The following is an 11,198-nucleotide window of genomic DNA, read 5'->3' on the forward strand; positions in this document are numbered from 1 at the left end:
CGCGGGCGGGCGCCGCGGCACGTGGCTCAGGCGCCGCCCAGCCGCGCGAGCCGCAGGGCGCAGTGGCGCAGCAGCTCCCGCGCGGTGCGGACGTGGTGCGGGTCGCTCGGGCAGTGCGCTTCGAGGACCAGCCGCCCGGACGGCACGGGGCGCGCGGTGAGCAGCAGGGCGAATCGGGTGGTGCGGTACTCGGGCTCGACGTACGACGCCTCCAGGCCGGTGAAGCGGGGGGCGTCGCCGGTGGCCGCCCGCCCGTCCTGGTCGTCGTACACGAACATGACGTCCGCCAGCGGGGCGGGCCGGTCGTACGCGTGGGGTGCGACCCGGCGCACCACGTGCTCGAAGGGCAGCCGGGCGTTGGCCAGGGCGGCGAGCACCGAGGCCCGGCCGCGCCGGACGAGTTCCTCGTCACCGGGAGCGCCGCCCACGTCGACGCGCAGCACCACCCGGTTCACGAAGCAGCCGACGACCTGGTGGGTGTCCGGTGTGTCGCGGCCGGACACCGACGAGGCCACGACGATGTCGCCGCGCCCGGTCAGGGTGCCGAGGACGTCCGCGAAGAGGGCGTACAGGGTCATGAAGGGGGTGGCCCCGGCCCGTCGGCCGAGGCCGCGCACCGCGTCCATGGCGCCGGCCGGGACGTCGGCCCGCTGTACGACGCAGCGGGCGCCGTCGGCGGCGGACGCGGCGGGCAGGGGCGCGGGAGGCAGGCCGGCCAGGGTCCGCACCCAGTGGCGCGCCTGCCGCTCGGCCTCCTCACCGGCCAGCCACCGGCGCTGCCGGGCGGCGTGCTCGGCGAAGGGGACGGGACGGGAGGCGGGCGCGGACCCGTTGTAGTGGGCCGCGAGGTCGTCGAGGAAGAGACGCATCGACCAGGCGTCGTTGGCGATCGCGTGGATGTCGACGACCAGGACGTGGTCGTCCGGGCCGAGGCGCAGGAGCGTGGTGTCCACGGGTGCCTGTCGTGCCAGGTCCCTGCCGCGCCGGTTGACGCGCTCGATCTCGCGCTGCACGCCGTCGGGTCCGTCGGGGACCTCCACGAGACGGGGCTCCCGGGCAGGCGCGGTGCCGCGCAGCTGCCACAGCTCGCCGTCCTGCCGGCGGAAGGTGGAGGTGAGCAGGTCGTGCCGGTTCAGCACGGAGCGGACGGCCCGGCCGAGGCCGTCGGTGTCGAGCGGCCCGCGCAGCGAGAGGGCCCACGGCCACAGGTAGCGGGGGTCGGCGGGGTCGGCCTGGTTGAGCCGCCAGTACCGTTCCTGCGCCGCGGTCGTGGGGGCGCGGTCCGGCCGTCGCCCCGCCGCCAGGGCGTCGATCAGGGCCCTCCGGTCGGGTGAGAGCGCCTGGATGCGCGCGTGGACATCGGCCACCGGTATCAGCTCCTCGTACGCGTACGGCTCAAGCGTGGCGGGGCCCGGTTTGCCCACGGTTACGGCCGTCCGGGCGACGCCGGCGGGCGGCGGGCGGCGTAACTTCCGGATAACCGGTCGTGCGTAGCGTCCGTGCTCGTCTTCGAGTCGACAGGCCGCGCCACCGGACGCCGTGGCCCCGGGAGGAAGCATGTCGCAGCGCAGCGGCACCTGGCTGTTGCGGGAACCGTCGGCCCACGCGGACGCCCGGCTGTTCGTCATGCCGTACAGCGGCGTCGGCGCCTCGGTGTTCCGGCACTGGCCCGAGCGGTTCGGACCCGTGGAGGTGTGCCCGGTGCAGCCGCCGGGCCGGGAGAACCGGCTCGGCCACGCCCCGTGCGAGACGTTCGAGGAGTTCGGCGCGGACTGCGCGCGTGCCCTGCTGCCCTACACCGACCGGCCCTACGCCGTGTTCGGGCACTGCATGGGCGCCTTGCTGGCGCACGCCCTGGTCACCGGGCTTGCCGCGGAGGGGGCCCCCGCTCCCCGGCGGCTGTTCGTGTCGTCGTCCCGTGTGCCGCACTGGCCGCCGGAGCGCCGCTACCGGATGCCCGCCCCCGGAGCCACCGGCGTCTACCACCCGTCGATGACGGACGACCAGCTGCGTGAACAGGTGCAGCGGGTCTCACGCATGCTGGGCCAGGGAGAGCTGCACCCCGATCTGGTCCCGATGGCGCTGCGGGTGCTCAGGGCCGATCTGCGGATGTGCTTCGGGTACCGCCCGGCGGCGGCGGAACCGGTCGACTGCCCGGTGACGGCCGTCAGCTGGGAGGACGACACCGATGTACGCCCCGAGGAGATGACGTACTGGTCCGAATGCGGCCCGCTCAGCTCCCACACGCTCCCCGGCGGCAAGTGGACGGTCCTCGACGCCACCGCCCCCCTGGCCGAGGTGATCGAGCGGGACTTCGACCGGCCCCAGGAAACCGACGTGCAGCGGAGGATGACGGTATGACCCCTCTGGTACGCCCCAGCGGTCCCGTGGAGATACGAGGGGTGCGCACGGAGCCCGCCGAGATGGAGCGGGTACTGCTGGAGCATCCCTCGGTCGCCCGGGCGGCGGTCCGCACCACGGGCGGCGAGCCCCGGCGTCTGATCGCCTTCGTGGCCCCGTCCGGTGACGCGCTGTCCCTGCGGGAGCTGCGGGAGCACCTGGCCGACGCGAAACTCGTACCGGACCCCGAACAGGCCGCGGGGCTCCCCGAGTTCGTGGCGATGACGGCACGCGCGCACCAGTCCGACGCGGCCTGGACCGCGGACGGCCTGGCCGGCGCCCTGGAGGACCTGTCCCGCAGGCGGGCCCCGCACGCACCGCCCGCCGGTCCCACCGAGCGCTACCTCGCGGAGGTCTGGGAGGACCTGCTCGCCGTCGACGCCATCGGGCTCGACGACGACTTCTTCTCGCTCGGCGGCCACTCGCTGCTCGCCGTGCGGGTGCGGATACGGCTGCAGCGGGATCTGGCGCTGGAGGTGCCGCCGGAGGTGCTGTTCGAGAACAGCGTGCTGCGGCACCAGGCCGAAGCGGTGGACCGGGCGCGTACCGGCGAGGCCGCGCACTGAGGCCGACGAGCCGCGTACCAGGTGGAGAACCGCGCGTGTGAGGCGGAGGAAAGGAAAAGGAGAACACCGATGCCGGGGTCCCGCACCATCCTGTCAGCCGACGAGATCGACCGTCTCGACTTCGCCGACCGGGTCCTGCACTCGACGTGCGACCTCACCGAGGTGTGGCGGCATCTGCGCACGCACGAGCCGGTCCGCCGGCAGCCGCCACGCGACGGGCTGGCCGGCTACTGGATGCTGACGGCCCACCGTGACGTGAGCGCCGTCTACCGCGACACCACGCACTTCACCTCCGAACGCGGCAACGTGCTCGACGCGCTGCGCGGAGGCGGGGACTCGGCGGGTCGTCGCATGCTGTCGCTGACCGACGGCGTCCGGCACGGCGAGGTGCGCCAGATCCTGACCAAGACCTTCTCCCGGCGGGGGCTGGAGGCGCTGGGTGTGCGCATCCGGGCGATGGCCCGGCAGCTGATCGGCCAGGCGCTGGAGCGCGGTACCTGCGACTTCGCGACGGACGTGGCGAAGGAGATCCCGCTGGCCGCGATCTGCGACCTGCTCGGCGTCCCGCCCCGGGACCGCGAGCGCATCTTCGCCCTCACCTCGACCATGGTCGCCTCCGAGACCCCCGTCCTCACCCCTGCCGACGCCTGGCGGGCCAAGAACGAGGTCCTGTACTACTTCGCCCACCTCTCGGAAGGACGGCGGACCGCCCCCGCCGACGACATCGTCACGCTGCTCACCTCGGCCCGGGTCAACGGCAGCGGTCTCACCGACGACGAGATCGTCTTCAACTGCTACAGCCTCATCCTCGGCGGCGGCGAGACCACGCGGATGGCCATCGGCGGTGCCGTGCTCGCCTTCCTCGACCACCCCGACCAGTGGCAGGCCTGGCAGCGTGGCGAGGTCGCGGTGGAGACGGCCGTCGACGAGGTGCTGCGCTGGACCACCCCGTCCATGCACATGGCGCGCACCGTCGTACGGGACGTCACCGTCGGCGGCACGGAGCTGCGGGCCGGTGACATCGTCACCCTCTGGAACGTGTCGGCCAACCGGGACGAGCAGGTCTTCGAACGCCCCGACGACTTCCGCCTCTCGCGCAGCCCGAACAGACACGTCACCCTCGGCGGGGGCTCGCACTTCTGCCTCGGCTCCCACCTGGCCCGCCTGGAGATCGGCGCGGTCCTGGAATCCCTCCGCGACCTGGTCGCCGACCTGGAACCGGCCGGCGAGCCCGCCCGGATCTACTCCAACTTCCTCGGTGGGGTCTGCAGCGTTCCGGTGACCCTGAAGGGCCGGTGACCGGCACGCCTCCTTCTCAGGCGCCGGCCAGGCGGCGCAGTTCGTCGCGCAGGGCGCGAACGGTGCCGCTGTTGTTGCCGAACTGGTTGATGGCCGGCGCGCCGCGGAGGGCGGGGGCGTAGCCGTGCTTGAGGAAGTTGGCGAACGAACCGCTGGCGCTGAGGTCGACGAAGAAGTGACGGTCGGGGGCGGTGAACTCGGACGCCATCAGTTCGTCGAACCGGACGGGGCGGCGGATCACGTCCCACAGGTACTCGTCCCCGCCGTACCGGGTCCCGAGGCGGCCGGCGAGCATCGCGGAGTGGACCGGGAGCCGTGGCGTCGTGACGGTGACGTCCCTGGTCAGGGAGAGGAAGTCGGAACGGATCGGGTCGATCAGCGCGGAGTGGAAGGCGTGGCGCACGGGCAGCCGGACCGTGATCACGCCTTCGGCGTCCAGGGCCTGCTGGAGGGCGGCGAGCCGGGTGCCGGTGCCGCTGACGACGAAGTTGCGGTCGTAGTTGACGGCCGCGAGGGCGATGTCGCCGAAGAGGTCGCGCCGGGACCGGTACAGGTCCGGGGAGTCCAGGACGGACAGCATGCCGCCGTCCGGGCACCGCTCCTGCAGGAGCCGGGCCTGGCCCGTCACGAGCCGCAGGCCGTCCTCGAAGGACAGGGCGCCCGCGGCGGTGGCGGCGACGTACTCGCCGAGGCTGTGGCCGAGCACCGCGTCGGGGTGGACGCCGTCGGCGCGGAGCATCTCGGTGAGGCTGTAGCCGATGCCGTAGAGCGCCGCGTGCGAGGTGAGGACGTCGTCGAAGGGACGGCCCCTGCGGCTGTCGTCGTGGACGGCGGCCAGCAACGAGGTGCCGGCCGTGGCGCGGTGGGCCGCGTCGCAGCGGTCCATGGCGTCGCGGAACACCGGATCGGTGTCGTAGAGGCCCCGGCCCATCTGGTGGTACTGGGTGCCCTGGCCGCCGTACATGAAGACCAGTTCGGTGCGGGGGCGGGCCTGGACGGCGGGAGGCCGCCGGGGGGCGGGGGCGGTCTCGACGGGCAGGGGGTCCTTGAGGATCTGGGCGGTGAGCTTGGTCAGCACGGTGCCCGGGCCGATCTCCTGGAAGTCCCGGTACCCCTGGGCGATCAGCCAGGACATCGACTCGTACCAGCGGACGGCGCCGGATATCTGGTGGGCCAGGTGGTCCGCGTAGCCCTTCGTGGGGTAGGGGCGGGCGGTGTGGTTGGCCACGACGGGGAGGGTGAGTTCCGCGAGGTCGAAGCCGGCGAGGTGGAGCGCGAACTCCTGCTGCACGTCCGTCATGCAGCGGGAGTGGAAGGCGGCGCTCACGTTGAGCGGGACGAACCGGGCGCCCGCCTCGGTGTAGGCGGCGCGCAGTGCGGGGTCGTGCAGTTCGTCGTACTCGCCGGACAGGATGCACTGCGTGCGCGCGTTGATGTTGGCGATGTCGACGTTGCGGAACGGCAGGCCGGTGAGGATCTCGCGCACGCGCTCCTCGTCGAGGTTGACGACGGCCGCCATGGCGCCCTTGGGGGCCCGGCTCATCAGCTCGCCGCGCTTGGCGACGAGCCGCAGGCCGGTGGCGAAGTCGAAGGCGCCGGCGGCGAACAGCGCGCAGTACTCGCCGAGGCTGTGGCCGGCGACCGCGGCGGGCAGTTCACCGCGTTCGGTGGTGCGGTCGAGGTAGGTGAGCGAGTTGACCACGTACAGCGCCGGCTGGGTGTACCGCGTCTGGCTCAGCACCCGGTCCGGGTCGCGCAGGCACAGCTCCTCGACGGAGTAGCCGAGCACGTCGTCGGCCTGGGCCACCAGTTCCGGGAACTTCTCGAACAGCCCGGCACCCATGCCCTTGTGCTGGGAGCCCTGTCCCGGGAAGACGTAAACCGATCTCATGTGCTCACTTCGCTGTGTCGTGTGACGTGCCGGTGCGGGCGCCGAGGGTGCGGCCGAGCAGGGCCGCGGTCTCGCGCATCAGGTGGTCGGCGACGGCGGCCACGTGCCGCTGCCGCCAGGAGGCCAGCGGAGTGCCGCGGACCCAGGCGTTGAACGCGCCCAGCGCCGGGCCGCAGTGGATCTGGTAGTCCACCTTGTGCTCGGGACGGCCGGCCAGGGCCAGCCGGGTGGAGTGGACGAAGTACCAGCGGAACACCTGGGCCATCCGCTGCTTGGGGTTCCGTTCGATCTCCGCGAGCCGGTCGGGGAACCGCCGGGCCAGATGGGCCCGGGTCTCCTGCCACACCGTGTCGAGCGGGCGTCCGAAGTACTTCTGCTCCAGGGTGGCGCGGGTCCGTGCGTCCAGGTCGTCGAGCGAGTCGTGGCGCAGGTACAGCTCGTACAGTCTCTGGGCGCGCGCCGGGAAGAGCAGGCCCTTCCTGGCGACCTGCATCCGCGCCCCGACCTCGAACATGTCGCCGGCCGGCGCGTAGTCGGTGTCGTGCACGCCGAGGTCCTGGAGGATGTCCTTCACCGCGTCGCTGGTGCCCGCCTCGACCGTGCACTGGTTGACGGACCCGGTGACGACGAAGTCGGCGCCGAGCATGAACGCGGCGAGGGCGGCCTGCGGGGTGCCGATGCCGCCGGCGGCGCCGAGCGGCACCGGCTCCGGGTAGCCCTCCTCCCGGGTGACGCGGTCGCGCAGTTCGCTCATCGCGGGCATCAGCACGTAGGCGTTCTGGGCGTCGGTGTGGCCCGCGGAGTCGGCCTCCACGCACAGGTCGGAGGCGAGCGGGATCCGCCGGGCGAGGTCGGCCTGGTCGGGGGTGATGTGCCCGGCGTCGAGCAGCCGGCGTACCAGTTCCGGCGGCGCGGGCCGCAGGAACCGCTCGGCCACCTCGGTGCGGGAGACCTTGGCGATGACACGGTTCCGTTCGCGCACCTCGCCGTCCCTGCCGCGGGAGAGGCCGGCGAGGCGGTAGCGGACCAGCGGGAGGGACGGCTGGATGTAGGCGGAGGCCTCGACGCAGCGCACGCCGTGGTCCAGGTACAGCTCCACCAGCCGTGTCTCCAGCGCGGGGTCCTGCGGGGAGCTGAGCAGGTTCGCGCCGTACGGCTGCCCCGCGTCCAGTTCCTCGCGGACGCGGCCGAGCGCCTCGTCGACGGCCTTTGGGCTCAGCCCGCCCGTGCCGAGGAAGGCGAGCATGCCGGCCCGGCCCATCGCGGTGACGAGTTCGACCGAGGCGATCCCCTTGTACATGGCGCCGGCCACGTAGGCGCGGGTGACGCCGTGCGCCGCGCGGAAGCGGGGGCTGCCGAGATCCTCCGGGGTGACGGCCGGGGTGGAAGCGGGGGTGAAAGCGGGGGCGGCGGGGGCCGTGGCGGTGACGGGAGCCGTGGCGGTGACGGGGGCCGGCGGGTGGGGCCCCGGCGCCGTCTCCCAGGGGAACAGTCCCTCCTCCGCGTACCGCTGGATGGCGCGTATGTTCATCGGGTCCTCGAAGACCTCCCGGTTGGTGGCGAGCGCGGCGGATTTCGTCTGCTCGGGCATCGGGGACAGCTGCCGCAGGTACGCCTTGTAGCGCGCGACGGCCGGCTTCGACAGCCGGGTCAGGCGCTTGAGGTGGGCACGCAGCAGGGCCTCGCTGTCCGCTCCGCACGCGTCGACCAGCCCCCAGGCACGGGCGCGTTCCGCGTCCACGGTCTGCGTGGTGCCGGCGAGGTAGTGCGCGTGCTGGAATCCGGTGCGCCGGATCAGGAAGGGCAGGACGACGGCGGGGATGAGGCCGAACAGCAGCTCGGACAGGCTGAAGGTGGCGCCTTCGTCGGCGATGACGATGTCGCAGGCCGCCACGAGGCCGACGCCTCCGGCGTTGGCCTTGCCCCGGACGTGCGCGACGGTGAGCAGGTCGGCGTACGCCAGGTGCCGCAGCAGTTCGAACAGGGGTTCCGGGTCGGCCGCGGTGGGCCCGCCCGAACGGGCCGCGTCGGCGATGACGCCGAAGTCGGCCCCGGAGCAGAAGACCTCCGGCAGCCCCTCCAGCACCAGGACGGTGGCGGGCGACGCCGCCGCCCGGGCCAGTACGTCGGTCAGCTCGCGCACCATCGCCGTGTCCAGGGCGTTGCCCGCGTCGGGCCGGTGCAGCTGCACGAACCAGGCGCCGCCCTGCTCGCGCAGCCTCAGCGTGGAGCAGGTCAGCCCACCCATGCGTACTCCCGGTGGAAGTCCTTGACCGCCCGGAGCACCAGGCGGGGTCCTGTGCCGTGGGCCGGCCGGGTCACGGGGACGAGGCTCTGGTCAACCGTCGTGTCGCGGGTGCCGAAGCGGACGAAGTCGCTCCTGGCCAGCAGGGTTTCGTACGCGTCGATGGTCAGCCGGTGGCGGGCGTCGAGGTGCTCCCCGATGCCCGTCTCCTTCAGCCGCGTCGCGCCGTCCGGTGTGACCACGCCGCTGTAGAACTCCGAGCAGCAGCCGGAACCGTAGGAGAACAGGCCGATGCGCCCCGGGGTGTCGAAGCCGCCGTTGCACACGGTGCTGGCCAGCGACAGGAACACGGTGGCGCCCATGATGTTGCCGACGCGGCCGCAGTACTCCAGTCCGGGCGCCACCCGGCGCTGGAAGTCCTCGGCGATGGCGCCGCCCCTGACCCCCGCGACCTTCCGCATCATCGTGCGGTGGGCGCCCTTGACCATGCCGCCGAACGGCGTGTGGAAGGCCAGGTACTGGAAGGAGTCGCGGTAGTCGGCGCCCTCGACCTTGCGCTCGTAGGCCCGGTAGGACTGTTCGCAGCAGTCCAGGTAGGACATCAGCGACAGGTCCACGTCTCCGGACTCGCTGTCCGGCGCGGGGCGGCAGGTGTCCATGACCTCGTAGCCGTACGTGCCGCTGGCGCCGACGTCGAGCTGGAACACGTGGGGGACGTCGCTGACCAGCATGGCCACGGCGCCGGCGCCGCCGCTGGGTTCGGCGTAGGACCAGTCCTGGGCGGAGGCGTCGGCCCCGTCCTCGAGGTGGTAGCGCGAGATGTCGGTGGCGACGACCAGCGCCTTGGCGCCCGGCGAGGTCTGGGACAGGATGAAGTTGCAGGCCATCTGCAGTCCGGCGGTGCCCGCGTAGCAGGCCTGCTTCAGCTCGAACATGCGGCAGTTGCGGCTGAGGCCCAGCTGGTCGTGGAGGTAGGTGCTCACGGACTTCGAGAAGTCGATGCCCGACTCGGTGCAGGTGATCAGCAGCTCGATGCGGTCCCTGTCCTGCGGACTCATCCGGTCCAGGAGGGGGCGGGCCGCGTTGGCGCCGAAGGTCACCGGGTCCTCGAAGGGCAGGGCGACCGTCTTCTCCCGCATCAGCAGGTTGTCCAGCCGCTGCGGGTCGAGACCCCGGCGCCGCGCCAGCTGGGCGACGTCGAGCACGGCCGAGCCGCCGAACACGTTCATGGCTTCGATTCCGACGCGGGACATGACCTCTACGCTCTCCCTGGTTCGCACGCGCTCATGCACAGTGCCGTGTTGATGCCGCCGAAGCCCATGCTCAGGCTCAGGCAGTGGCGCACCCGCGCCTCTACCGCGGCGCCGCGCACCCAGTGCAGGGAGTCGTCGACCGGGTCGTGGAGGTTGCGGGTGGGGTGCAGCCGGCCGTGCCGCATCTGCAGCAGCGCGGCGACCGCCTCCACCGCGCCGGCCGCGCTGAGTCCGTGGCCGGTGATCGACTTCGTGGCGTTGACGGCGGCGCGGGTGAGTCCGCTCTCCCTGAGGGCCCGGGCCTCGGTGCGGTCGCCGACGGGCGAGGCGGTGCCGTGCGGGTTGACGTAGTCGATGTCGGCGGCGGTGAGGCCGGCCGTGCCGAGGGCCTGCCGGATCGCCCGGACCTCGCCCTCCAGCGAGGGGTTCGGGCCGCGGTTGCCGTCGAGCTGCACCGACCAGCCGGCCAGTCGCGCGTAGGGGGCGTGCCCGCGCGGCGGGCGGGCCCCGCGGCGTTCCACGACGAGGGCCGCGCAGGCCTCGCCGAAGACGAAGCCCCGGTGGCCCGTGTCGAAGGGGCGGCAGGCCGCTTCGGGGGCGTCGGCGCACGTCTCGGGCGCCATGGCGCCCATCGACTGCAGGGCGAGGAGTTCCCAGTACGACAGGTCCGCGAGGGCACCGAGCGCGACGCAGACGTCGACCCGGCCGGACGCGACGGCCTCGGCCGCCTCGATGACGGCGAGCTGGCCGGAGGCCGAGGCGCCGCCGACCGTGTGGGCCAGCCCGCGGATGCCGAAGGCCGCCGTGGCCAGGGCGCACAGGTCGGTGTCCAGGTAGGACATGCCGTAACCGGGCCGGAGGAACCGGGGCTTCGCGCGCTGCCTGTCCTGGGCCTGCACCAGCTCGCGCTGCTGCACGTTGCTGCCGCCGACGACGAGGCCGACTCGGGAGGGGTCGGCCTCGTCGAGGCCGGCCTCCGTCCAGGCCTCCTCCAGGGTGGCGAGCGCCACCTGGGCGGTCAGGGAGGCGGTACGCAGATCGCGGGCGGCCACCCGGGCGGGCGGGGTGAACGCGGGGATCTCCGCGCCCACGAACCCGCTGTCGAGCTGCCGGCCGGGGCGCCGCATGACGCCGAAGCGGTGCTCCCCGGCGAACAGCGCCCGCGCGAACTGCTCCTTGCCCTGCCCGACGGCCGTGGTGACGCCCAGCCCGGTCACCACGATCTCGGCGACGTCACGCACGTTACCGGGCCCTCGCGGAGGTCTTCTCGCCCAGCAGCTCGGCGAGTTCGCCCAGGTTCCGCGGGCCGTGCGTGTCGACCAGGGGTATCTCCAGGTCCAGTCGTTCCAGTACGACCATGACGATCTCCGCCCGGTCCATCGAGTCCGCGCCGAGCGCCTCCAGCGAGTCGGACGCGGTGAAGGGGTGGCCGTCCAGCTCGGGCAGGACCTCCACGATCGCCTCGGTGATCAGGGGCAGGATCTCTTCGCTTGTCATTTCCACCATCACTTGCCACAGGCCGCCGGGTCGCGGCGGGTCGTCGG

9 protein-coding genes are annotated in these 11,198 nt (G+C 73.0%); 3 read left to right on the plus strand and 6 right to left on the minus strand.

The genetic code is table 11. From position 1 onward, the window contains the following. Nucleotides 1–26 precede the first annotated feature (26 nt). Nucleotides 27–1,367 (minus strand): condensation domain-containing protein, encoded by a 1,341-nt coding sequence (locus ACZ4VF_RS21280; RefSeq protein ID WP_467927735.1) that lies wholly within the window; start codon nt 1,365–1,367, stop codon nt 27–29. A gap of 190 nt (nt 1,368–1,557) precedes the next feature. Between ACZ4VF_RS21280 and ACZ4VF_RS21285 the strand changes: the two genes are divergently transcribed. The 3 genes from ACZ4VF_RS21285 (at nt 1,558) to ACZ4VF_RS21295 (ending at nt 4,265) form a co-directional block, all read left to right on the plus strand. Then, nucleotides 1,558–2,361, plus strand: coding sequence for a thioesterase II family protein (locus ACZ4VF_RS21285; RefSeq protein WP_467927736.1), 804 nt, complete (start codon nt 1,558–1,560; stop codon nt 2,359–2,361). Next, a complete protein-coding gene (locus tag ACZ4VF_RS21290) occupies nt 2,358–2,966 on the plus strand; it encodes a phosphopantetheine-binding protein (protein ID WP_467927737.1) in 609 nt (202 codons plus the stop codon). Before ACZ4VF_RS21285 ends, ACZ4VF_RS21290 begins: the two co-directional genes overlap by 4 nt. A 69-nt stretch (nt 2,967–3,035) precedes the next feature. After that, nucleotides 3,036–4,265: a cytochrome P450 gene (locus ACZ4VF_RS21295; RefSeq protein ID WP_467927738.1), complete on the plus strand. Its 1,230-nt coding sequence runs from the start codon at nt 3,036–3,038 to the stop codon at nt 4,263–4,265. A gap of 16 nt (nt 4,266–4,281) precedes the next feature. Here ACZ4VF_RS21295 and fabD read toward each other — a convergent pair whose 3' ends face one another. From fabD to ACZ4VF_RS21320, 5 genes are read right to left on the minus strand one after another with little or no spacing between them, the layout of a single operon-like run. Then, the gene (gene fabD, locus ACZ4VF_RS21300) at nt 4,282–6,156 is read right to left on the minus strand and encodes an ACP S-malonyltransferase (RefSeq protein ID WP_467927740.1); all 1,875 of its coding nucleotides are present in this window, start codon (nt 6,154–6,156) and stop codon (nt 4,282–4,284) included. A 4-nt stretch (nt 6,157–6,160) separates the two neighbouring features. Continuing rightward, the gene (locus tag ACZ4VF_RS21305; protein ID WP_467927741.1) at nt 6,161–8,404 is read right to left on the minus strand and encodes an enoyl-CoA hydratase/isomerase; all 2,244 of its coding nucleotides are present in this window, start codon (nt 8,402–8,404) and stop codon (nt 6,161–6,163) included. Continuing rightward, nucleotides 8,392–9,654: a hydroxymethylglutaryl-CoA synthase family protein gene (locus ACZ4VF_RS21310; protein WP_467927742.1), complete on the minus strand. Its 1,263-nt coding sequence runs from the start codon at nt 9,652–9,654 to the stop codon at nt 8,392–8,394. The genes ACZ4VF_RS21305 and ACZ4VF_RS21310 overlap by 13 nt, the downstream gene beginning before the upstream one ends. A 5-nt stretch (nt 9,655–9,659) precedes the next feature. Then, nucleotides 9,660–10,895 (minus strand): beta-ketoacyl synthase N-terminal-like domain-containing protein, encoded by a 1,236-nt coding sequence (locus ACZ4VF_RS21315; RefSeq protein ID WP_467927744.1) that lies wholly within the window; start codon nt 10,893–10,895, stop codon nt 9,660–9,662. A 1-nt stretch (nt 10,896) separates the two neighbouring features. Next, nucleotides 10,897–11,151, minus strand: coding sequence for an acyl carrier protein (locus tag ACZ4VF_RS21320; protein WP_467927745.1), 255 nt, complete (start codon nt 11,149–11,151; stop codon nt 10,897–10,899). Between the last annotated feature and the right edge of the window lie 47 nt (nt 11,152–11,198).

The sequence above is a fragment of the Streptomyces sp. NPDC029151 genome, assembly GCF_055564315.1.